This is a genomic window from Microcella alkalica, from assembly GCF_014137945.1.
Lineage (GTDB): Bacteria > Actinomycetota > Actinomycetes > Actinomycetales > Microbacteriaceae > Microcella > Microcella alkalica.
Genome location: NZ_JACGWX010000002.1, coordinates 118,380 through 137,578, shown reverse-complemented (window position 1 = coordinate 137,578; position 19,199 = coordinate 118,380). Strand labels below are relative to the sequence as shown.

Sequence of the window (19,199 nt, the reverse complement as noted above, 5' to 3'; positions counted from 1 at the left end):
GAGGTCAGGCGGGAGTGCGCGTGCGCCGTCGGCCGAGCGCGAAGCCGATCGCGGCTCCGACGAGCGCCCCTCCGACGACGAGCATAGCGAGCCCGGTCTGCGTGATGGCCGAGATCTGCGTCGTGATGTCGAGCTCGCCCGCATCGTCCGGCTGCACCCATCCGAACCAGCTGACACCGATCGGGTACTCGGCGAGGAGCCAGACACCTGCGCCCAGCAGGAGCAGGCCGAGGAGCGGGAGCACGACGCGCGCGATCATGCGACGAACGCTAGTCGAGCATCCGTCGCCTCGATAGAGCGGACGGCGCGAACATGCGGCCTCGCGCTGGGTCGACCCCGTTGACGACGACCGATGCCCGGAGGACAGTGTGCGCATGAGCGACCACCGCGAACCGAAGAGGCCCACCGACCACCTGCCGCCGCGCGACGAACGCGAGGACGGCGACGACCGCACGACGGACCAGCGCTACCCCGGGAACGACGGCGCGCAACCCGACTCGCGTGACGTCATCAGCGACGCCACCGCCGCGCAGCACGAGGGCCCCGACATCGACGGCCTGCCGAAGCTGCCGCCGGGCGCGCGCTGAGCTCGCGAGCGCTGATCAGTCGCTCCGGGTCATCCCGAGCTCGTTGAGCGGTCGCCGGTCGTCCGGCGCGGGCAGGTGATCGACGGGGCAGTGCAGGATCCCGTCGCGGCCCGAATGGTCGACGCGGTGCTCGCTCATGGGGTGCGCGCACAGAGGGCATGCGCCGTGGCTATCCGAGTGGTTCTCCGTGGTGCCGCTGTGCGGCTCGCTGCCGTCCATGCGCGCATCGTACGCCCGCGGCGGCGTCGCGGCGAGGGGTCTGAGGGACGGGTCTGAGGGACGCCCGTCGATAGACTGCGAGCGCCCGCGGAAGTGGTGAAATCGGCAGACACGCAGGATTTAGGTTCCTGTGCCTTCGGGCGTGAGGGTTCAAGTCCCTCCTTCCGCACTGTAGTCGAGGGCTCAAAACCCCCGGAAACACGCGGAAGTTAGATGCTCCCGGAGCGCTCCTGAGGAGCAGAACCCCACAAAAACCCCACACTCTGCCGAGAGCGTGCATCCTCGAGTCGCGTCGCCACGGCCTCGAGGTCGTCGTCGAAGAGGTCGGCGTAGGTGTCGAGGGTCATGGTTGCGGAGGCGTGTCCGAGCATCGCTTGCACGGCCTTGACGTTCGCCCCGGCACTGATCGCGAGGCTCGCGGCCGAGTGCCGCAGATCATGCAGCGTCAGGCGTGGGAAGTCGGCGTCTTCGGCCTGTGCAGCTCGAACAGCATTAGCGAACCATCCCCGCTCCCCGTAGGTCGCTCGGACGTGCGTCAGGCCGTCACCGAAGACCAGCCGGTCACGACCCTTCCCCTCGCATGCTCGAGCGATCGGCTCGGACATGAACGTCGGGAAGGGAACCGACCTAACCCGGTGTGTCTTCGGAGTGCCGACGTGGATCTCGCGGCCGATGCGGACGGCGTTCTCTCGGACGACTGCGCGGCGGCGGAGCATGTCGATGTCTTGAACTCGGAGGGCGGTCGCTTCACCCCATCGGAGGCCCGTGTACGCGAGGAGCATGAGGAGCGCCCCGTGCTGCCCGGCATGGTGGGCGAGCCGTTCGATCTGCGGCATGGTCAGGTAGGAGCGTTGCTTTGACAGCTTCCGCGGCAGGCCGATACCTCGCGCCGGGTTTGTCGAGATGCGGCGGTCGCGGACGGCGACCTCGAGCACGCTCGCGAGGATGCCGTGCGCGCGGCGGACGACCGTGGCGGACTTCTCGGCGGAGAGCTGCGAACACCATGTTTGGATCTCGCTGTGCCGGATCTCGGATACTCGCCGGTCACCCCATTGGGGTTCGACGTGGACGCGCCATGACGTTTCGAGCGGCCGGATAGATGACGGCTTGAGGTGGGTCTGCGCGGCCAGCCAAGTGGAGCCGAGGTCGCGGATGGTGGCGCGCGCTTCGCCGGGGTCGATGAACTCTCCGCGGCGAATGTTGATCGTGACGGCAGCTAGGTACTCTTCGGCGTCGATCTTCCGAGTAAACCCGGCCTTCTCGCGCTGGCGCCGGTCAGGGTCGCGGTAGCGGACGCGGTACCTCTGAGAGTTGCCGACCTTGTACCCCTCAACGCTCCCCATCCTCGGGGCCTCGCTTCCACTCGTCGTCTACCCAGTCGTAGTCGAGCCGCCACAGCAGGTCCTCGAACCCCTCGGTAGCGTGTCGCGCAACAGGATGATCGAAGATCGGCCGGTAATGCTCGACCCAGCTCTCCGCCTTCCCATCGATAGCTCGATCGGTGCCCGTAGTAATCTTGTCCAGCAGGGCAGCCGAGTCACGTAGCTCACTCTGCTTCTCTTTGGCCTCTTCGGCCGCGGCGGCGACTTCCTCGATGTATTGAACCGTCTGACGAGCCATGAATCGGAGCGTCTGGCGACGCCGCTGGAGCGAGTCCTCACTGCGTGCCGCAAGCACGTCGAGCGGCACTTCGACGAGCTCCGACAGGGCCAGCGCCTCTCCGACAGTCACTTTCCTCTTCCCGGACTCGATCCGGTAGACGGTCTGCTGATGAAAGTCGAAGCCTCGGTACTTCATCTCTTCCGCAAGCTGCGCCTGTGTCATGCGTGAGCGCTCTCTTGCTTCTCGAACCGCTGCGCCAAACGTGTCATCAACGACGGCGTAGGTCTTCAATTCCTCCATGGTGCGAGTGTAAGCCAAAAATGTTAGAAACGGTCTTGCAAATCAAATAAATGTGAGGCACACTGGAATCACCGAAACGATGTAGGAGTCGCTTCGACACCAACTTGGAGGATGACATGGACAACGGCGAGAACGACTATCTGAACCCTGAGCAGGTGACAGCGATGGTCTCCGGGATGACCGAGGGCAAGCTCGCGCAGCGCCGGTACATGGGCTTGCCGCCGCGGTTCTACAAGCCGACGCCGAAGACGGTCCTGTACAAGCGCCAGGACATCATCGACTGGATCGAGGGCAGCGCCCAGACGCGAACCGGGCAGGTCGCATGACCCCAACAGTCGCGCACGTCGCGAACATCAGTCGGGCTGACAAGAGGTCGCCGGACAACCAAGACGGGCCGCTCTGGTACGCCGACCCCACGGGTGAGCAGGCCGTTCAAAACATGCGCGGCGTCTGCGTCATCTACTTCGAGAACTCGCCCGACCTGCCGATCTATGTCGAAGCGGAAGACATGAAGCTGATTCTGCGGCAGTACTTCATCCTCAAGCCGAGCCGGAAGCGAATCCGCGCTCACCTCAAGCGGGCTGCGTAGTCCGCGACATAAATACCCCCGCACCTGTTGGAGCAGGCCGGGGGCAGGTTCATCACTCAACTCACGAAAGGCAAGACAATGAACAGCGCCAATTCTACTCTCGTCGGCTCCCCCACCGCCCTCGACGTCGAGCAGCTCCTCGCGGAGATCGACGCCGTCGAGCCGGGCTACTACCTGACCGTCGAGGAGGACAGCCCCTTCTTCACGGCGCCTGTCGACGTGTGGGTCCGTCCGGCGCGCTACTTCCGCAACCCGGATGAGGTCGCTCAGAACGTCGGCAACCGCAGCTACCTCGTGCACTACTCCGAGATCTACGACCTCGACGGCCGACTGATCCCGCTCGAGGAGCGCCCTGACGGGTGGTGGGCGGAGCAGTTCGAGACCACACCGAGCGCGTGGGCTCTTTTCACTCCGAACGCGGTGCACCGCCTTGGCCACAACTACCTCATCGTCGGACGCGGGGACTACTACGTGACCGCCGAGACGGTCGTGGACGGTGAGCGCGCATTCGAAACGATCACGTACCAGGAGGTCATGCGTCGGGATATGGCAGGGCTGGAGAAGTACCGCCCCTTCGCGATGGCCGCGAAGCCCATCTGGGCCGACGAGCCGACTCTGCGTTGCATCAGCGATGACGGCGACGAGGAGTTCAGCATCACCTACAGCCGTGCCGGGTTCCTGTGCGAGAGCGAACCGGTCTGGGGCGCGTATGTCGCAATCGAGCAGTTCGTCGAGTTCGGCGCCAACGGTGACGTGCTCCGCGCTGACGAGCCGCGGCCGGTTGTCTCGGTCGAGCAGCCTCGCCGGCACGACCCCGCCGTGACGCCGGGCGGTCTGCGTGACCTGGCGAAGGGCATCTCCGCAATGGCCGATCTGTACGAGAGCATCCTCGACGACGGCGAGTAGCAGTACCCCCACAACTTCATACGATCCAGACAGAAGCGCTTGTCCCGTACCCGCGGGGCCGGCGCTTTTGTCATTTCAGGGAGACGAGCACATGACCCGACGAAACGACGAAAACCCCGCACGAGGCGGGGCATCCGTACACACTCTTAGGCCTGGCAGCCATTCCAATTCTACCGCCGCCGCCGAACCCGAGCCCCAGAAGATCGAGATCTCCGAGCAGGGCGCAGCCTTCATCGACGGCCTCTCCAACGGGCTCGCGGCAGGTCTGCTCGAGCTTTGGCAGCTTCCCGATTCGTTGCATTGGTTCTACGTGCGCGCGTGGATTCAAGGCCGGGAGTCTCGCGATCACGAGGTGGCTCGACTGAACTTCGAGGCAAATTACTGGTACTTCCGCCACGCGAACCCGCGGCTGAACTGGGAGCGTCACGCCGAGTCCGAGCTGTGGCGCCAGGGATCGGAGGCGGCCGCGTGAGCGCGCCGAAGATGTTCGGTGCCGACTGGCTCATGCAGCAGGAGTTCCCGCCGCTCCAGTACGTAGTGCCGGGGATCATCCCCGAAGGCATGTCCCTTCTCGTCGCGGCACCGAAGATCGGCAAGAGCTGGATGGTGCTCGGTCTCGGCATCACTCTCTCTCAAGGCGGCGACGCCTTCGGAGTGCTCCCGGTCGGCTCACCGAGGCCGGTGCTCTACCTCGCACTCGAGGACGGACACCGCCGACTTCAGTCGCGCATTCACAGCATGGGCGCAGGGCGACTCGACGCACGTCTGCAATTCGTTACGGAGCTTCAGCCGGGGCAAGTGCTCCGCACGATCAGCAACTACATCAACGCTTTCGCCGGCAGCGATCCAGTCGTCATCCTCGACACGCTCGGCAAGGTCATGCCGCCTGCAGGCAACAGCAACGCCTACGCACACGACTACAAGGTGCTCAGCGAGCTCAAGGCGACCTGTGACGCCGTACCCGGCTCATCCCTCCTAATCGTGCACCACACGCGAAAGAGCGACGCAGGCGACTTCCTGGACGCAGTGAGCGGAACGCAGGGCATCGCAGGAGCCGCCGATTCGGTACTGGTTCTCCGACGTGAACGACTCGAGAAGCGCGCGATCTTGAACGTCACTTCCCGCGACGCAGCCGAAGGGGAGTACGCCCTCACCATGTCCGAGAGCGGCGTCTGGACCCTCGACGGCGAATCACTCGAGCAGGCGCAGAACAACGCCCGGATCGTGAAGGCGAACAAGAGCGTCGGGGAACCGATGCTCGAGCTGATCGAAACGGTGAACCGGTTCCCCGAAGGCATCAAGGCGGGGGCGCTCCGACAGCTCCTGCCCGGTCAGCCGAACTTGAACGAGTACCTGCGTAGGGCCGTCGAAGCCGAGCGGATCAGGAAGTTGGAGCGCGGTCTATATGCGCCTGTGACAAGTGGGACTTTGAGACTTTCGGGCTCTGAAAGTCACAACATCCCACAAATCTCACTCCCTCTAGAGAGTGACTTCGCGGCATGAGGGTCGCAGAAGCGTGGGAAGCCCTCGTCGACGCGATGGAGGATTACCGGCCCGCGTGCCGTGACCTCTATTTGTTCACGGCCGACGACTTGACCAGGGCCGACGTTGCGGCGTGCGCGGCCGTCTGCGCCGAGTGCCCCGTCTTCGCCCAATGCGAGCAGTACCGAAGGATCGCGCGACCTGCTGCGGGCGTCTGGGCAGGCAAGAGAAGCAATGGGAGGCCGGGACGTGAAGACGCCTGACCAGATCATCACGGAGCTCGACGCCATACGGATTCAGATCGCCCGGAACGCAACCGAAGTCCGCGAGCTCGAGCTACGCGCGGTCACCGAAGCGGAGTCATTCGCGACGGAGTACGCGAACGCATACAAGCGCGCTAGCGGCTCGATCGAGGAACGCAAGCAACAGGCCACCCTCGACACCGCCCGGTTCAAGGCCGCGAAAGAGCGCGGCCGGGATCTGGAGGCGCAACAAAGCAACCTGCAAACGCAGGCGCGCCTATTGGACATCCATTTACGGAGTATCGAGTTTCGCATGAGAGGAGGGCACTGATGCTTGGTGGACACAATGACAAAGGTGCTCGCTGTTATCGGCATTATGGCGAAGTTTTCTTGCCGCGCTGTGTTGCTTGTGAGGGATTGAATCGTGAATACAGCCTCCTGCACATTGAGGAGCCGCCCAATGCCTCGTAGAACCCATTCGGAACAAACGCGGGCAGTGAGGTTCGAGCGGAGCTCGTTCGATGCGATGGCGGCGGATCTTCACCAGCAGTGGGCGAAGTGGCGCAACCGGGACGAGGAGCGTAGGCGGGAGCGTGAGCAGGCTCGAAAGATCGACCAGTTCCGTGCAACGTATGCGGTGCGCTCATGGTGAACCGCACCCCGGAGCATTACGTGCACGCCGACGGGATGGTCGTCATCATGCCGGCGAGAGTCGCCGCCGTGCTGAACCGTCACGCCAAATTGGACGAATTCCGTTTAGCGCATCGCGGATTTGACCCCGAGGTTGACGCGGTGCTGCTTGCCATGCGGAGAGCAGATTTACAGTGGCGTGTTTCCGTAACCGGAACCAGTGAAGCGGCTAAACCGGAACTCGACCCACAATTGAACTGGCTGTCAACCACACAAGTGGCAGCCATAACGGGAATCACAGACCGAGGAGTCCGCGCAGCAATTGGGCGCGGCGATCTGGTTGCGGAATGCCCGGACGGACGTTATCGGATTTCGCGGGAAGAACTCGCCCACTGGCGGTCAAGGAGACAATGATATGGCACTCACAGATATTGATAAGCAGCTCGACGCGTTGCGGAATCAGGCGCAGAAACATCGAGACAACGTTTGGACGCTGTTGAACGCGGTTCGCGCGAATGCTCTGCTGAGCGTCGAGGGGCAGGATGACCAGATTCGCGGCGACCGCGAGAAGGCGATAGCCGCGATCAAAGCTCTCCGCGCCCAGGAGGAGAAGATCGTCGACGAACGGATCCTGTCGCTGGAGCGACGCGTGTTCGGTGAAGTGTCCTCCAGCAGTGATGTGATCGCGATTCGCGACGCTGCGGACCGTGCCGAACAGCTCGAGTCGGATGCTGAGGCTCTGCGCTTGTTCGAGCGGGCGAAGGTGACCCGCGATGAGGGGCTCGCAACAGCGGTGGTGCGTCGAGCAGTGGCGATGCGGTTCCTCGGAACTCTCGAGGCGTTCGAGAAGTCCGATCCGAGCAAGGCGGAAGCGTTGCGGGACCTCACCGCGCTGACGGCGTTCCGGGATACCCCGTTCGATCTGACGCGCGAGCTCGCGTATCAGCCGCCGCAGTGATCCGGCACCTGTTCCACCGGAAACCGGATGCGCGCGACGCATACGCGATTGCCGCCGCGATGGTCGTGCAGCTCCTCGAGCATCCCGAGGACGCCGAGAACATCGCCGTATTTCACCTGACGAACCGACCCGATGCGGTCGCGATCCTCAGCTACGCGCTCGGCTATCAAACGCATTTGGCGATCGCACTGCGTAACGCATCCCCGGAAGGGCTCGTCGAGGCCGAACGGCAACTCGACCTGATCCGCACGGAAGCAATGAGCATCTAGCGCCCCTGTCGGGCGCGGCACAACTACAGAGGGAGCACCACCATGGCCATAGAGCTAGCCACTGCCTACATCAGCGTCGTTGCCTCTACGGGTGACCTGAAACAGTCCGTCCGGGAAGCATTCGACGCGTCCGGCAAGGAGGCGTCCAAGGGTGGCAGCACTCTCGGCTCCAAGCTGCTCTCCTCCGTCGGGAGCGTACTCAAGGGCGGCGCGCTCGGCATCGGCGCAGTTGTGGCCGGCGGCATCACTGCAAGCCTCGTGAAAGGGTTCGGACGCCTGTCCGCACTGGATCAGGCGAACGCGACCCTTACCGGGTTGGGGCACTCCGCCGAGTCTGTGGATCAGATCATGGCGAACGCTCTCGCGTCCGTGAAGGGCACCGCGTTCGGTTTGGGTGATGCGGGGCAGGTTGCCGCGTCTGCTGTGGCGGCTGGCGTGAAGCCCGGTAAGGATCTCGAGCGCACCCTGAAACTCGTTGCGGACTCTGCCACGATCGCCGGCACGGACCTTGGTTCGATGGGCGCCATCTTTGGCAAGGTTGCCGCATCGAACAAGGTGCAAATGGATGTCATCAACCAGCTGCAGGACGCGGGTGTGCCCGCGTTGGCTCTGATTGCCGATCAGCTCGGCGTGACTGCGGAGAAGGCGTCTGAGATGGCGTCGCGGGGTGAGATCGACTTCGCGACCTTCCAGGCAGCTATGGAGGGCGGGCTCGGCGGCGCTGCTCTCTCGTCCGGTGCCACATTCTCAGGCGCGATGGCGAACGTCGGAGCCGCACTAGGCCGGATCGGTGCCGGGTTCCTCGGCCCCACCTTCTCAGCCCTGCCACCCCTGTTCGCCGCGATCGCAACAGCGCTCGGACCCGTCGAATCCGTCGCCGGATCAGTGGGCGAGAAGATCGGCGCGTTCCTCGTGCCCGCGATCGAATCCCTCGCGAAGTTCCTCACAACCGTCGACCTCGGCCAGATCCTCGGAATGGTGACCTCATTCTCACCCTTGGCGATCCTGTTCCAAACCCTCGGCCCGCTCATGCCCCAGATCGCGGCCCTATTCAGTCAGATCGTCGCCGCCGTGATCCCCCTCGTCGCAACCCTCGCCACAGCGCTCCTGCCCGTCATAAACGCACTCATCCCAGTATTCGGGGCGATCGTCGGCGCGGTGCTCGTAGTGGTGTCTGCGATCGTCACAGCCCTCACCCCCGTGATGGACGCACTTATCCCGATCGTGCAGAACAACATCGCAGCACTCCTGCCCCTCATCGACATGGTGCTCCCCCTGCTCGCAGCACTCCTCACCCAGGTGGTCCCGATCTTCAGTGCCCTGCTCGGCGCAATCGCACCGATAATTCCCCCAATACTCGCCCTCGTCGCACCCCTGCTGCAGCTGGTCGCAACAATCCTTCAGCCCCTCATCGGATTGTTCGCCATGCTCATCGGAATGGCCCTCAAGCCGTTCCTGACCGCAATCAAGTTGCTCCTGCCGCCGATCATGGCCGTCGTCGAATCCCTCGCCGTATGGCTCGGCGGAGCAATCCAAGCCGCCACGCAGATCATGCGCGGCCTCATCGACTTCATCACCGGAGTGTTCACCGGCAACTGGAAACAAGCATGGTCCGGGATCGTCCAAATCTTCACCGGCATCTTCGAAGGCATAAAGGGTGTCGTTCGAGGTGTAATGAATGTTGTCATTGACCTGATCAACGGAGTTATTGGCGGCATTAACGGTATTGCCGGTGCAGTGTCGAATGCTACCGGCGGCGCAATCAACTTGAAGATCGGCAAAATTCCGCGCCTCGCGCAGGGTGCAGTCATCAACCGGTCTGCCGGTGGACGCATCGTCAACGTCGGAGAGGGCCGCTTCGATGAAGCCGTCATCCCCCTTTCCCCGACCGTCCTCTCCCAGATCGGGGAGGCAATCGGCTCGAGCGGCGCTAAACGCCAGGAAGGCAACACGTTCTATGTGTCCGGCGCTGACCCGATGGTAGTTGTCCAGAAGATCGATCAGATCTTGGGCGGAAGGTTGGCTTACTAATGGCAACTGTCACGGCCGAGAACGGCAAAAGTATCCCCCGCTGATAACACCCACCCCCCCACCCCCCCCACCCCCTGCCAGCGGCACCCCCGACGGCATAAGGCCTTTACCCCCGCAGAAGTCCGAAACGATCGGCCCTGGAATGACAGTTAGGAATCCTTGATGAGCGTCAGACGTGCACCGGTTGGTCTGGGGAAGCCCGGGCGGAAGCTGTGGGATGCCGTGTTGGAGGAGTTCGAACCTGCGGAGCATGAGGCGGCTCAGTTGGAGGAGGCGTGCCGGGTTCGGGACACGATCGCGACCTTGCGTGCCCGGCTGGAGGGGGACGGGTTGATGTTGGATTCGTCGCAGGGCTCACGCCTGCATCCGGCGGTGGCGGAGATCCGTCAGCAGCAGTTGGCGCTTGCGCGGCTTCTGGCGACGTTGCAGGTTCCCGGGTTGGAGGAGGACGCTTTGCCGCGCTCGAGGGGCGTGCGGGGCGTGTACGCGCTGAGGAGCGTGTCGTGAGACGCCGCGTTGCGGTGTTCAAGGGTGACAACCAGGGGTTGCGCACGTTCAAGCCGTTCGTAGATGACTTCTCTGCCCCGTACTGGGAGCGCGTGGCGGCGTGGGATGAATGGACGGCTCGACGGGATGACTGGTTGGAGCAGCGCCAACTGTTCGCGGAAGTGCATGGCTGGCCGGGTGGCGAGTTGGAACGGTTCTTCGAGGAGTGTTACGTGTTCGCGGATCGTCCGTGGGACCCCGGTATCGAGCCCGTTTAGGCCCCTGTGAGGGTGTGCTGTGGCCGCTCCGCGTGAGGGGGGCTGGGGGGTGGGTGCCCGGGTCGTAAGTGGTTCCGGGTGTGCCCGTGGTGGGCTCTAGGCGATGTGACCTTTCGGTCAGAGTGTGCGGCGAATCAGACATCGCGGCACGTCTTCTGTCGAGGTTCCTCATTCACCAGGTGCGAGCCGACAATCGCTCGGCTACGCTCAGCGCAAACCACCGATAGGGGAACCGCTATGACTGACTCACCGTTGCACCAGTTCACATCACATGTTGCGGGGAAGAATGCGAAGGTCAGCATTTACGCGGATCGGGTTGAGTGGAATGTTGCCCGCGGTGTTTCGGGCGCCAAGGTGACGGCTGGGATTATGACCGTGGGGCTTTCAATGCTTGCCACCGGCGTGAAGAACGGCAAGGCGGGCTCCGAGATGATCCCAATCAAGTCGATTACGTCGGTGACGACCGCGCGGGATGGGATGCTCAATTCTCGTGTGTCGGTCATCACGGCGGGCAACACAGTCGATTTCCGCGTTTCGCACGCTGAAGCGAAGACCGTGCAGGACACTCTCACTCGGCTGATTTTGGGTCGGCCCTTGGACGGCCAGCTTGCGCCGGCGGAGCCAGTGGCAGCTGCGGTAGCTGCGCCGCTCGTCGACGTTGCAGCTCAACTAGAAAAGCTTGCGAGTCTTCGGGATGCTGGTGTCCTCACAGAAGAGGAGTTCGCCGCGAAGAAGACCGAGCTTCTTGCGCGGATGTAGGTGGCTGTCTACATCCGGTTGACCTCCATGGTCGCGAGTGGTGCTCGCAGCGAAAGGGGGCGGAAGCGCCGGTTCGGGTCGGTTTTCGGATCAGCTCGCCCGCCTTTTCGAGGTTTACCGGATGTATTGCCGTGCATGACCGCCTTGCATCCATCAGAATGAGAAGCAATCTGAATCAGTGAAGCGAATCGCTTCGATTAACGAGTCCGCTCCGTATCGCTGTTCGTCTGCGAGTGACAGCGAAAAATAAAGAAAGTCCGCGTCGCCCGCTTGGAATAGGCCTGGGGTGAAGAAGTCATCCACTGCTCGTCGACTGTCTTCGTAAGCCGCGGCCATCTCGGCACCCGCATCGACTGCGTCGCCGATGATGACGTGACAATCGTCGAGAGCTCGATACGCATCCTCATAAACTTCGTCGAGAGTGTCACTGTACCCACGAGCCAAAATCGAGAGGCTTTCCAGTTGCTCCCGCTGCGTGGCAACTACCGAGGCGTCGTACAGTCCGATCGTTGCTCCCGCGCCCACAAGAGCACCTAGCGCCGCTCCTCCAAAGATGAGGCCGATTCTTCCCATGTCGTGAGGCTAGCGCCGCTGGCGAGTACCGCGCCACGGTCGCCGTTTAGGTTCGGATAGATAGTTGCCGGGTCGGGGTGTGGCCCGTGTTGTTTGATCCAGTTTTGGTGTGCGAGCTCGCACCCGCTGCGTAGGGTGCGTCGGTAGCCGATGAAACGCCGCGGTTGTGCGTAGGTGGTGGCCCGGTATCCGCGATCCCCCGCGATCTCAATCAGCCGCACGGCGGCGTACGCGCCCGTCTGCGCGGTCAGGAACCACACGCCGGGTGTTTGCTCGTGGGCGGCTAGTACGGGGTGCCAGGCGGTCACGGTGTGCTCCTCGAGGGTGTGGACCAGTCCGGCCTACTGCGAGAGAAGGCTACGCCGGGTCGCCGTCCTGCGCTGGGCTATTCGTTTCCTGAGAGGTACTGTGCAGCCATGAGGAGATCTCTTCACTTCGTGGCGCTACTGGTTTTGGTGACTGCGGGTTGCACGATCGTCTCTGAGACCCCCGATGCTCAACCGACACCCGCACTGGACGCCGTTGAGCCCACGCAGGCATCATCGGCCCCGGAGCAGTCACCCTCGATCGACAATGGCGACGACGACGCATTCCTCGAGTCGTTGCGCCTCCTCGATCCCGGCCTGTACGCAAGTTCGTCGCCTGCCGATCTGGTCTCCCTCGGTCAAGCTGCGTGCGGTCTCATCTCGCAAGAGGGAAACATCTACGCATTCGTAGAGAGCGTGACGAACACAATGCGGGCGGAGGCCCTGACGCTCGCGGCGGTGCCGTCATACTGCCCCGAGCACCTCGAGGCGCTGTACCAGATGGATCTCGAGCGCTACTAGCTGAAGTGCAGAGCGGGCGGGTTGGTCTTCGGATCAGCTCGCCCGGTTTCTGCGTTCGGCGGCATCTGCTCCCCACGAAAACCCCACAAACCCCATACAATCGCTGACGCCGACGTGAGCGAACGTGACCCAAAAGGCCCGGAAACATGCGGAACTTGCTCTAGATTGAGGCCAGAAATAGGCCCGCGTGAGGGTTCAAGTCCCTCCTTCCGCACTCCTCGTCGGCCTCCAGCCGCTCACACCCGGGCGAGTACCCGATGAACGATGGCGGTCTCCACGGTCTCCCGGTGCACGATCGCTCCCGTGGCGCTGTGGACGAGGATCATTCCGCCCGTGCGCTCCAGCACGGCACGCGCCGATTCCAGGGCCCCGTCCTCGCTGTCGTGAATGCTCTGCGAGCGTCCCTCGACCCGAACGATCCACACTCCGCGTCGGGGCAGCAGTTGAACCAGAGTCTCCATGCGAACGGTCTCCTGTCTCGGCGGGCCGGAAAGGAGGCCCGTCCCCTGTTCGGACCCGGTCACGGCAGAGGTTTGGTCCTGGTGCCCCCGCCCCGCGATCGCGGAGCGGCACGCGCGCCTAGCCGGCGAGCGTCAGGATGAGCGCGAGCCCGCCTCCCAGCGCCGTGCACAGCAGCACCCACGGAAGAGTCCTGCGCAGAACATCCCCCTCGCGTCCGGTGAGGTTGACGGTCGCCGCGGCCGCGACGATGTTGCCAGGCGCGATGAGGTTCCCGATGGCCGCGCCGTAGCCCTGCGCGCCGAGAAGGGGCAGCTCCGAGGCGCCGAGTCGTTGCGCGGTCGAGAGCTGCAGGTCGGTGAATAGAAGGTTCGACGCCGTCGCCGAACCCGTGATGAAGCTTCCAAACACGCCGACCGCGGGCGCGATGAGGGGCCAGAGAAGCCCGGTGGACGCTGCAGCGAGCGCCAGATCGGCGGTCATGCCCGATGCGGACATCGTCCGGGCGATCAGGATCATTCCCAGCAGCGCGAGGAGCACCGGCCCCAGCTGCATCGTCGCCGTGACGATCGCGATCCGAACGCGGCGCCAGGACGCGCGCTGAAGGACCGCCCCGGTGATGAAGGCGACCGTGAGAAGCGTCGTCGGGTGGTACAGCGGCTGGACGCTGCCGAGGAACCCGCCTGGGAGTTCCCAGGCGATCACCAGCGATTGCAGCACCGCCTTCACCGGCGGGATGAGCCGGGTCACGAGGACGACGGCGACCAGCACCAGGTAGGGAGCGGCCGCGCGGAGGATCGAGATCTCGGGCAGCGCCGCCTCGCTCGCATCCGGATGAGGATGGTGCGCGCCGGCGCGGACGGCGGCGCATTCGCGGCGCCAGGCGAGGACGGCGGAGAAGACGAGCGCTCCGACGAGGGCTCCGCCGAGCGAGGGCAACTCCGGCCCGATGAACCAGGAGATGAGCGCGTACGGCACGAAGAAGGTCACCCAGGCGAGCGCGCCCCAGCCGATGAGGCCGCGCAGGTCGCCGTAGCTGCGCCCGATGATGAGCAGCAGCGCGACCAGCAGGATCCAGCCGAACGCGAAATGGTAGGGCGTGACCGCCTGCGCCAGTGCCGCGGGTGTCGCCTCCGCGAAGAGGGACGACGCAATCGTCGCCTGCGCGAGGACCGGTGTGCCGACGGCTCCGAACGACACGCCGGCCGCGTGTCCCACGAGGGCGGCGGCGACCGCCGCCACGGGACTCATTCCCGCCGCGACGAGGAAGGGAGCGGCGAGAGCGATCGGAGTGCCGAAGCCGGCGGCGCCCTCGAGGAAGAGCGCGAAGAACCAGGCGACGAGCAGCGCCCCGAGGCGCGGGTCCGGATGCAGGACGGCGAGTGCGAGGCGGAGTCGCGCTGCCGCGCCCGTCGCGCGCTGCAGGAGGTGGATCCCGAGTGCGGGACCGATGATCCCGAGGATCGTCAGCGCGATGAAGCCGGCCTCGGCGGTCACCCCGACGAGCGCGAATGCGAGCGGCAGGTCGCCCTCCTCCGTGCCGAAGCCGAACGCCGCGACCGCGACCGCGAGGGTGAGGGCGGCGGTGACCAGACCGGCGCGCGCCGCCGACCAGCGCAGGAGGGTCATCAGCACGAGAACGACGAGGACTGGAACGGCGGCGAGCACCGTTGTCGTCCACTCCATGCGTCCGCCCCCTCCTGACGGCCCGAGGCTACCCGACCGTCGATGCGGTGCCCGCCGCCGGTGACTCGATCGGGGGTCTGCGAGAACCGCCCGAGAGGTCGGGGTACTGCTCCGTCCCGGGGTCGGGGCCGTGCCGACGCAGCCAGTCGCGGTGCGCGGCCTCGCATGCCCCGCGGAGCGTGCGGCGGTAGCCGATCAGGTGACGCGGCTCGGAGAAGGTCGTCGCACGATAGCCGCGCTCTCCGCCGATCTCCACGAGGCGCACGACCGCGTACGGGCCGGTCTGCGAGGCGAGATGCCACAGCCCGGGCTCCTGCTCGACCGCGGCGAGGAGCGGATGCCAATGGTTTACGCGCTGCGACAAGGGGCTCCCTCCTGACTCGAATCGAGCAGTCCGGCCACTGCACGACGAGCGTAGAAGTTCCCGCCGACGAGACGACGGATTCTAAGGAATCGGGCACTAGCCTTGTCGAGACCTCCACCTCCTTCCGACGAACAGGGAGCCGCCATGCTCGCGACCGACATCGGTCTCTTCGACGTGGAAGGCATCATCACGGGCGCCGGCCCGTGGGCTCTGCTCGTCGTGTGCGCGATCGTGTTCGTCGAGACGGGCCTCCTCGTCGGCGTCCTCCTGCCCGGCGACACGCTCCTCGTCATCACGGGCGTTCTCACCTACACGGGCGTCATCCCGCAGCCGATCTGGGTCGTCTCGCTGTCGATCATGATCGCCACGATGGGCGGCGACAACCTCGGCTACTGGATCGGACGGAAGGCGGGCCCCGCGATCTTCGAGAAGAAGTCGGCCGGCTTCTTCTCCAAGAAGAGCGTCGCCCGCACCGAGGCCTTCTTCGCCAAGTACGGCGGCTTCGCCGTCACGATCGCCCGCTTCATCGGCGTCGTCCGCACGATCGCGCCGGTCGCCGCGGGCGTGGGACGGATGAACTACCGCACCTTCCTCATCTTCGACACGCTCGGCGCCTTCCTGTGGGCCGTGGGACTCACCGTCCTCGGGTGGGGCGTCGCCCACATCCCCGGCGTCGCGGAGGTCGTCACCGAGTACATCGAGATCGTCCTGCTCATCGTCATCGGCATGGCGCTCGCGGGCATCGGATACCACGCGCTCAAGGAGCGCCACGAGCGCAAGCAGGAGGAGGCGGCTGCACGCGCGGGCACTCCGATCGAGATTGAGATCGTCCGCCTCGACGAGCCCGAGCACGACGGCCGCCACGAGGCCCCCGCGCACGCCCGGCGCCGCGGGGACGCGGAGGAGGTCGAGCCGGCCGGCGCCAAGCGCCGCGGCGGCGACCCGCGCAAGCTGCTCGGCAAGCCCGACGGCGCTCACGAGAAGCCCGACGGGCTGCTCTAGCCGCGCATCCGGCCCGTCGGGTTCCGATCGCGCCCGCTCGACCGTGAACCGCTCCTACGCACCGGTCGCGACGAGCACGAGAAGCGTCACGTTGAGCGTGATGAGAAGCCCGGCCGCGATGATCGCGAGCGCGGTCGTGAGTCGACTGTTGACCGACGAGCCCATGATGGAGCGATCGGCCGTGAGGCGCACGAGCGGGATGAGCGCGAAGGGGATGCCGAAGCTCAGCACCACCTGACTCAGCACGAGCGCGAGCGTCGGGTCGACACCGAGCACCAGCAGCAGCAGAGCAGGAGCGATCGTGATCGCGCGCCGCACGAGGAGCGGGATGTTCACGCGCAGCAGCCCGCGCATGATCTCCGCTCCCGCGTAGGCGCCGACCGACGTCGACGCGAGCCCCGAGGCGAGCAGACCGATCGCGAAGAGCAGCGCGACCGGCTCTCCGAGCGCCGCGCCGAGCGCGGCGTGCGCGCCCTCGAGTGAATCGGTTCCCTCGATGCCCTCCAGATTCGCGGCCGCGAGCAGCAGGATGACGACGTTGACGGTGCCGGCGATTGCGAGCGCGATCGTCACGTCGATTTTCGTCGCGCGGAGCACTCGACGGCGCTCGACGCCCGCTGCGACCAGCCCGAAGCGGTCTCGCGTGAGGGCGGAGTGCGCGTAGATCGCGTGCGGCATCACGGTCGCGCCGAGAATGCTCGCCGCGAGCAGCACCGAGTCGGTGCCGTCGAACTGCGGCACAAGACCCGCCACGGCCTCGGCGGGGTCGGGAGGACCGATCACGAGCCCGGCGCAGAATCCGACGGCGATAATGACCATGAGCCCGGTGATGACGCGCTCGAACGGCTTCGCCCCGTGCTCGGACTGCACGACGAGCAGCAGCATCGACACGACGCCCGTGATGAGCCCGCCCACGATGAGCGGAAGGTCGAACAGCAGATACAGCGCGACGGCGCCGCCGATCACCTCGGCGACATCGGTCGCCATCGCTACGGCTTCCGCCTGAAGCCAGTAGCCGTAGCGGGTCGGCCGCGACCGGAATCGCTTGCCGAGCGCCTCCGGCAGGCTCTCGCCGGTGACGATGCCGAGCTTCGCCGACAGGTACTGGATGAGCCACGCCATGATGTTCGCCGACACGACGACCCACACGAGGAGGTAGCCGAAGACGGCGCCCGCGGTCATGTTCGCCGCGACGTTCCCCGGGTCGAGATACGCAACACCGGCCACCATCGCCGGGCCGAGCAGTGGGACGATGAGGAGCCCTCGTCGGGCGGCCGTCACGGCGGGTACGGCAGTGGGCAGTGCATCCGTCGTATTTTTCGGCATACCGAAATATTAGGCCCGGATGCTTCTCTCGAGCCACACCGATGCCGCGACGCTCGGCGAGATCACCACGGGGCCGCCCGTCGCCCGCACGATCGAGACGCCTGCCGACTCGGCGGGTTCCTCGGCGACCCGCAGCAGGGCGTCGAGCGCGATGCCGAGCCGGTCGAGAACGCGCAGCGTGTCGGGGTCGCGGTCGCTGATGCGCACTACGCTGCCCGCGAAGCCGAACGGTGCGGCGTCGAGGCGCACGGCGTCGGGCCGCGTGAGGTCGCCCGCCGCGCTCGGGATGAGGTCGCCGTGCGGGTCGCGCTCGGGGTGCCCGAGCTGCGCATCGATCGCGTCGAGCAGTCGATCGCTGATGGCGTGCTCGAGCACCTCTGCCTCCTCGTCGACCTCGTCCCAGCCGTAGCCGTGCACGCGAACGAGCCACGACTCGATGAGCCGGTGGCGGCGGAGCATCGCAAGGGCGCGACGCTCGCCGTCGGCCGTGAGCGTGATCGCCGAGTACGGGCGATGGTCGACGAGACCCGCGGCGGCGAGCTTCTTCACCATCTCTGTGACGCTCGACGGAGCGAGACCGAGACGCGCGGCGAGCTGGCTCGGCGTGATCGGGTCGGGCTGCCACTCGGTGTGCGAGTAGATCGTCTTGAGGTAGTCGTCGACGGCCGTCGAGGTGGCGCCGCTGAGCGCCGCGCGCACCCCGGATTCGACCATGACTCCAGGGTAGGGGGCGGGGTCGCTCGACCCGCCGTGCGACGGCCCGCCGCCCGAGATCACGTGTTCGTGGCGAGGTGAGGTGAACTTCCCCGTGCTCTCGCCACGGATGCGTGATCTGGTGGGGAAGAGTCGTCGAGCGGGCCCGTTCGTCGCGATTGCGGCTGAAAGTTCGGGCTCACGTGCGACGAGCCGGCACAACCGCAGGGCGGTGCAGGGCGCGGCAGGGCGCGGCGGGGCGCGGGCCGCGTGCGTCAGCGGGGGCGGGGCGCGGCTAGCGGGCCGCGCGCTCGCGCAGCACCGCGGCGAGCGCCGCGAAGGCGAGCGCGCGGTGGCTGATCGCGTTCTTCTCGTCGGCGGTGATCTCCGCGCTCGTGACGGTCAGCCCATCGGGAAGGAAGATCGGGTCGTAGCCGAACCCTCCCCCGCCGGCGGCCTCGGCGGCGACCCGGCCAGGCCAGATGCCGAGCTCGACGGTCTCGAACGGAGCCCCGTCGACCGTCTCGGTCGGGTCGACGAGCGCCGCGGCGCACGCGAACTGCGCGGTGCGGTCGGCGTCGGAGCCGAGCGCGGCGAGCTCGCTCAGCAGGTGGCGCACGTTGGCCGCGTCGTCGCGCGTGCCCGAATAGTAGGCCGAATGGATGCCCGGGGCGCCGCCCAGGGCATCCACCGAGATCCCAGAATCGTCCGCGATCGCGGGGAGCCCGCTGTGCGCGGCCGCCGCCCTGGCCTTGATGAGGGCGTTCGCGGCGAACGAGTCGCCGTCCTCCTCGGGCGCGGGCCCGTCGTAGGCGAGAAGCTCGAGGCCCGGCACGCGGGCGCCGAGGATGCGCTGGAGCTCCTGCACCTTGTGCGCGTTGTGCGTCGCGACGACGACCCGCATCGGCGAGCCGGTGCCCACGGCGTCAGC

29 protein-coding genes and 1 tRNA gene are annotated in these 19,199 nt (G+C 65.8%); 18 read left to right on the top strand and 12 right to left on the bottom strand.

From position 1 onward, the window contains the following. Positions 1 to 4: 4 nt before the first annotated feature. Entirely contained in the window at positions 5 to 259 is a 255-nt protein-coding gene (locus FHX53_RS05000) for a hypothetical protein (protein WP_182490264.1), read from the bottom strand. A 115-nt stretch (positions 260 to 374) separates the two neighbouring features. Here FHX53_RS05000 and FHX53_RS04995 point away from each other — a divergent pair, with 115 nt between their 5' ends. Next, on the top strand, positions 375 to 587 hold the full coding sequence (locus FHX53_RS04995; RefSeq protein WP_182490263.1) for a hypothetical protein: 213 nt from the start codon (positions 375 to 377) through the stop codon (positions 585 to 587). Positions 588 to 602: 15 nt separating this feature from the next. On the opposite strand, the gene FHX53_RS04990 is transcribed toward FHX53_RS04995, so the two are convergent. Continuing rightward, positions 603 to 806: a hypothetical protein gene (locus FHX53_RS04990; protein WP_182490262.1), complete on the bottom strand. Its 204-nt coding sequence runs from the start codon at positions 804 to 806 to the stop codon at positions 603 to 605. An 87-nt stretch (positions 807 to 893) separates the two neighbouring features. Here FHX53_RS04990 and FHX53_RS04985 point away from each other — a divergent pair. Beyond that, a tRNA-Leu gene (locus FHX53_RS04985) sits at positions 894 to 975 on the top strand. A 40-nt stretch (positions 976 to 1,015) separates the two neighbouring features. Here the strand turns inward: FHX53_RS04985 and FHX53_RS04980 are convergent. Both FHX53_RS04980 and FHX53_RS04975 read right to left on the bottom strand, forming a co-directional pair. After that, complete coding sequence (locus FHX53_RS04980) at positions 1,016 to 2,149, bottom strand: tyrosine-type recombinase/integrase (RefSeq protein ID WP_182490261.1); 1,134 nt, start codon at positions 2,147 to 2,149, stop codon at positions 1,016 to 1,018. Then, positions 2,136 to 2,708 carry a helix-turn-helix transcriptional regulator gene (locus tag FHX53_RS04975; RefSeq protein WP_182490260.1) on the bottom strand — a complete coding sequence of 191 codons (573 nt, stop codon included), beginning with the start codon at positions 2,706 to 2,708 and terminating at the stop codon, positions 2,136 to 2,138. Before FHX53_RS04975 ends, FHX53_RS04980 begins: the two co-directional genes overlap by 14 nt. A gap of 116 nt (positions 2,709 to 2,824) precedes the next feature. Here FHX53_RS04975 and FHX53_RS04970 point away from each other — a divergent pair, with 116 nt between their 5' ends. The 14 genes from FHX53_RS04970 (at position 2,825) to FHX53_RS13540 (ending at position 11,338) form a co-directional block, all read left to right on the top strand. Further along, positions 2,825 to 3,034 (top strand): hypothetical protein, encoded by a 210-nt coding sequence (locus FHX53_RS04970; RefSeq protein WP_182490259.1) that lies wholly within the window; start codon positions 2,825 to 2,827, stop codon positions 3,032 to 3,034. Next, positions 3,031 to 3,297 (top strand): hypothetical protein, encoded by a 267-nt coding sequence (locus tag FHX53_RS04965; RefSeq protein ID WP_182490258.1) that lies wholly within the window; start codon positions 3,031 to 3,033, stop codon positions 3,295 to 3,297. The genes FHX53_RS04970 and FHX53_RS04965 overlap by 4 nt, the downstream gene beginning before the upstream one ends. Before the next feature lie 78 nt (positions 3,298 to 3,375). Continuing rightward, a complete protein-coding gene (locus FHX53_RS04960) occupies positions 3,376 to 4,203 on the top strand; it encodes a hypothetical protein (RefSeq protein ID WP_182490257.1) in 828 nt (275 codons plus the stop codon). Positions 4,204 to 4,294: 91 nt separating this feature from the next. Further along, positions 4,295 to 4,675, top strand: a complete 381-nt coding sequence (locus tag FHX53_RS04955; protein ID WP_182490256.1) for a hypothetical protein — start codon at positions 4,295 to 4,297, stop codon at positions 4,673 to 4,675. Beyond that, positions 4,672 to 5,706, top strand: coding sequence for an AAA family ATPase (locus FHX53_RS04950; protein ID WP_182490255.1), 1,035 nt, complete (start codon positions 4,672 to 4,674; stop codon positions 5,704 to 5,706). The genes FHX53_RS04955 and FHX53_RS04950 overlap by 4 nt, the downstream gene beginning before the upstream one ends. Further along, positions 5,703 to 5,948 carry a WhiB family transcriptional regulator gene (locus FHX53_RS14150; protein ID WP_182490254.1) on the top strand — a complete coding sequence of 82 codons (246 nt, stop codon included), beginning with the start codon at positions 5,703 to 5,705 and terminating at the stop codon, positions 5,946 to 5,948. Before FHX53_RS04950 ends, FHX53_RS14150 begins: the two co-directional genes overlap by 4 nt. Next, the gene (locus FHX53_RS04940) at positions 5,935 to 6,258 is read left to right on the top strand and encodes a hypothetical protein (RefSeq protein ID WP_182490253.1); all 324 of its coding nucleotides are present in this window, start codon (positions 5,935 to 5,937) and stop codon (positions 6,256 to 6,258) included. Before FHX53_RS14150 ends, FHX53_RS04940 begins: the two co-directional genes overlap by 14 nt. 314 nt (positions 6,259 to 6,572) lie before the next feature. Continuing rightward, positions 6,573 to 6,971: a helix-turn-helix domain-containing protein gene (locus FHX53_RS04935; RefSeq protein WP_182490252.1), complete on the top strand. Its 399-nt coding sequence runs from the start codon at positions 6,573 to 6,575 to the stop codon at positions 6,969 to 6,971. A gap of 1 nt (position 6,972) precedes the next feature. Further along, positions 6,973 to 7,515: a hypothetical protein gene (locus FHX53_RS04930; RefSeq protein WP_182490251.1), complete on the top strand. Its 543-nt coding sequence runs from the start codon at positions 6,973 to 6,975 to the stop codon at positions 7,513 to 7,515. Continuing rightward, positions 7,512 to 7,784, top strand: a complete 273-nt coding sequence (locus FHX53_RS04925; protein ID WP_182490250.1) for a hypothetical protein — start codon at positions 7,512 to 7,514, stop codon at positions 7,782 to 7,784. The genes FHX53_RS04930 and FHX53_RS04925 overlap by 4 nt, the downstream gene beginning before the upstream one ends. A gap of 42 nt (positions 7,785 to 7,826) precedes the next feature. Next, a complete protein-coding gene (locus FHX53_RS04920) occupies positions 7,827 to 9,815 on the top strand; it encodes a tape measure protein (protein WP_182490249.1) in 1,989 nt (662 codons plus the stop codon). Between the two features lie 162 nt (positions 9,816 to 9,977). Then, positions 9,978 to 10,322, top strand: coding sequence for a terminase (locus tag FHX53_RS04915; protein WP_220476208.1), 345 nt, complete (start codon positions 9,978 to 9,980; stop codon positions 10,320 to 10,322). After that, positions 10,319 to 10,579 carry a hypothetical protein gene (locus FHX53_RS04910; RefSeq protein ID WP_182490248.1) on the top strand — a complete coding sequence of 87 codons (261 nt, stop codon included), beginning with the start codon at positions 10,319 to 10,321 and terminating at the stop codon, positions 10,577 to 10,579. Before FHX53_RS04915 ends, FHX53_RS04910 begins: the two co-directional genes overlap by 4 nt. A 237-nt stretch (positions 10,580 to 10,816) precedes the next feature. Then, entirely contained in the window at positions 10,817 to 11,338 is a 522-nt protein-coding gene (locus FHX53_RS13540; RefSeq protein WP_182490247.1) for an SHOCT domain-containing protein, read from the top strand. Positions 11,339 to 11,491: 153 nt separating this feature from the next. Here FHX53_RS13540 and FHX53_RS04900 read toward each other — a convergent pair whose 3' ends face one another. Beyond that, entirely contained in the window at positions 11,492 to 11,911 is a 420-nt protein-coding gene (locus FHX53_RS04900) for a hypothetical protein (RefSeq protein WP_182490246.1), read from the bottom strand. Continuing rightward, positions 11,872 to 12,219, bottom strand: a complete 348-nt coding sequence (locus FHX53_RS04895; RefSeq protein WP_182490245.1) for a hypothetical protein — start codon at positions 12,217 to 12,219, stop codon at positions 11,872 to 11,874. Before FHX53_RS04895 ends, FHX53_RS04900 begins: the two co-directional genes overlap by 40 nt. A 108-nt stretch (positions 12,220 to 12,327) precedes the next feature. On the opposite strand from FHX53_RS04895, the gene FHX53_RS04890 reads away from it, so the two are divergent. Next, a complete protein-coding gene (locus FHX53_RS04890; protein WP_182490244.1) occupies positions 12,328 to 12,738 on the top strand; it encodes a DUF732 domain-containing protein in 411 nt (136 codons plus the stop codon). A gap of 236 nt (positions 12,739 to 12,974) precedes the next feature. On the opposite strand, the gene FHX53_RS04885 is transcribed toward FHX53_RS04890, so the two are convergent. From FHX53_RS04885 to FHX53_RS04875, 3 genes are all read right to left on the bottom strand, one after another. Beyond that, positions 12,975 to 13,199 carry a DUF2188 domain-containing protein gene (locus FHX53_RS04885; RefSeq protein WP_182490243.1) on the bottom strand — a complete coding sequence of 75 codons (225 nt, stop codon included), beginning with the start codon at positions 13,197 to 13,199 and terminating at the stop codon, positions 12,975 to 12,977. A 118-nt stretch (positions 13,200 to 13,317) separates the two neighbouring features. After that, complete coding sequence (locus FHX53_RS04880) at positions 13,318 to 14,883, bottom strand: L-lactate permease (protein ID WP_182490242.1); 1,566 nt, start codon at positions 14,881 to 14,883, stop codon at positions 13,318 to 13,320. 28 nt (positions 14,884 to 14,911) lie between these two features. After that, entirely contained in the window at positions 14,912 to 15,247 is a 336-nt protein-coding gene (locus tag FHX53_RS04875) for a hypothetical protein (protein WP_182490241.1), read from the bottom strand. Between the two features lie 144 nt (positions 15,248 to 15,391). Between FHX53_RS04875 and FHX53_RS04870 the strand changes: the two genes are divergently transcribed. Continuing rightward, on the top strand, positions 15,392 to 16,249 hold the full coding sequence (locus FHX53_RS04870; protein WP_182490240.1) for a DedA family protein: 858 nt from the start codon (positions 15,392 to 15,394) through the stop codon (positions 16,247 to 16,249). Positions 16,250 to 16,303: 54 nt separating this feature from the next. Here FHX53_RS04870 and FHX53_RS04865 read toward each other — a convergent pair whose 3' ends face one another. From FHX53_RS04865 to rdgB, 3 genes are all read right to left on the bottom strand, one after another. Next, positions 16,304 to 17,575 carry an Nramp family divalent metal transporter gene (locus FHX53_RS04865; protein WP_182490239.1) on the bottom strand — a complete coding sequence of 424 codons (1,272 nt, stop codon included), beginning with the start codon at positions 17,573 to 17,575 and terminating at the stop codon, positions 16,304 to 16,306. 9 nt (positions 17,576 to 17,584) lie between these two features. Then, positions 17,585 to 18,289: a metal-dependent transcriptional regulator gene (locus FHX53_RS04860; protein ID WP_182490238.1), complete on the bottom strand. Its 705-nt coding sequence runs from the start codon at positions 18,287 to 18,289 to the stop codon at positions 17,585 to 17,587. Between the two features lie 274 nt (positions 18,290 to 18,563). Beyond that, the gene (gene rdgB, locus FHX53_RS04855) at positions 18,564 to 19,172 is read right to left on the bottom strand and encodes an RdgB/HAM1 family non-canonical purine NTP pyrophosphatase (protein ID WP_182490577.1); all 609 of its coding nucleotides are present in this window, start codon (positions 19,170 to 19,172) and stop codon (positions 18,564 to 18,566) included. Positions 19,173 to 19,199 lie beyond the last annotated feature (27 nt).

What these genes read in the sequence shown, in the direction of transcription:
- FHX53_RS05000 (WP_182490264.1), bottom strand. Translation starts at nt 259, where the DNA reads ATGATCGCGCGCGTCGTGCTCCCGCTCCTCGGCCTGCTCCTGCTGGGC.
- FHX53_RS04995 (WP_182490263.1), top strand. Translation starts at nt 375, where the DNA reads ATGAGCGACCACCGCGAACCGAAGAGGCCCACCGACCACCTGCCGCCG.
- FHX53_RS04990 (WP_182490262.1), bottom strand. Translation starts at nt 806, where the DNA reads ATGGACGGCAGCGAGCCGCACAGCGGCACCACGGAGAACCACTCGGAT.
- FHX53_RS04980 (WP_182490261.1), bottom strand. Translation starts at nt 2,149, where the DNA reads ATGGGGAGCGTTGAGGGGTACAAGGTCGGCAACTCTCAGAGGTACCGC.
- FHX53_RS04975 (WP_182490260.1), bottom strand. Translation starts at nt 2,708, where the DNA reads ATGGAGGAATTGAAGACCTACGCCGTCGTTGATGACACGTTTGGCGCA.
- FHX53_RS04970 (WP_182490259.1), top strand. Translation starts at nt 2,825, where the DNA reads ATGGACAACGGCGAGAACGACTATCTGAACCCTGAGCAGGTGACAGCG.
- FHX53_RS04965 (WP_182490258.1), top strand. Translation starts at nt 3,031, where the DNA reads ATGACCCCAACAGTCGCGCACGTCGCGAACATCAGTCGGGCTGACAAG.
- FHX53_RS04960 (WP_182490257.1), top strand. Translation starts at nt 3,376, where the DNA reads ATGAACAGCGCCAATTCTACTCTCGTCGGCTCCCCCACCGCCCTCGAC.
- FHX53_RS04955 (WP_182490256.1), top strand. Translation starts at nt 4,295, where the DNA reads ATGACCCGACGAAACGACGAAAACCCCGCACGAGGCGGGGCATCCGTA.
- FHX53_RS14150 (WP_182490254.1), top strand. Translation starts at nt 5,703, where the DNA reads ATGAGGGTCGCAGAAGCGTGGGAAGCCCTCGTCGACGCGATGGAGGAT.
- FHX53_RS04935 (WP_182490252.1), top strand. Translation starts at nt 6,573, where the DNA reads ATGGTGAACCGCACCCCGGAGCATTACGTGCACGCCGACGGGATGGTC.
- FHX53_RS04930 (WP_182490251.1), top strand. Translation starts at nt 6,973, where the DNA reads ATGGCACTCACAGATATTGATAAGCAGCTCGACGCGTTGCGGAATCAG.
- FHX53_RS04920 (WP_182490249.1), top strand. Translation starts at nt 7,827, where the DNA reads ATGGCCATAGAGCTAGCCACTGCCTACATCAGCGTCGTTGCCTCTACG.
- FHX53_RS04915 (WP_220476208.1), top strand. Translation starts at nt 9,978, where the DNA reads ATGAGCGTCAGACGTGCACCGGTTGGTCTGGGGAAGCCCGGGCGGAAG.
- FHX53_RS13540 (WP_182490247.1), top strand. Translation starts at nt 10,817, where the DNA reads ATGACTGACTCACCGTTGCACCAGTTCACATCACATGTTGCGGGGAAG.
- FHX53_RS04900 (WP_182490246.1), bottom strand. Translation starts at nt 11,911, where the DNA reads ATGGGAAGAATCGGCCTCATCTTTGGAGGAGCGGCGCTAGGTGCTCTT.
- FHX53_RS04890 (WP_182490244.1), top strand. Translation starts at nt 12,328, where the DNA reads ATGAGGAGATCTCTTCACTTCGTGGCGCTACTGGTTTTGGTGACTGCG.
- FHX53_RS04885 (WP_182490243.1), bottom strand. Translation starts at nt 13,199, where the DNA reads ATGGAGACTCTGGTTCAACTGCTGCCCCGACGCGGAGTGTGGATCGTT.
- FHX53_RS04880 (WP_182490242.1), bottom strand. Translation starts at nt 14,883, where the DNA reads ATGGAGTGGACGACAACGGTGCTCGCCGCCGTTCCAGTCCTCGTCGTT.
- FHX53_RS04870 (WP_182490240.1), top strand. Translation starts at nt 15,392, where the DNA reads ATGCTCGCGACCGACATCGGTCTCTTCGACGTGGAAGGCATCATCACG.
- FHX53_RS04865 (WP_182490239.1), bottom strand. Translation starts at nt 17,575, where the DNA reads ATGCCGAAAAATACGACGGATGCACTGCCCACTGCCGTACCCGCCGTG.
- FHX53_RS04860 (WP_182490238.1), bottom strand. Translation starts at nt 18,289, where the DNA reads ATGGTCGAATCCGGGGTGCGCGCGGCGCTCAGCGGCGCCACCTCGACG.
- rdgB (WP_182490577.1), bottom strand. Translation starts at nt 19,172, where the DNA reads ATGCGGGTCGTCGTCGCGACGCACAACGCGCACAAGGTGCAGGAGCTC.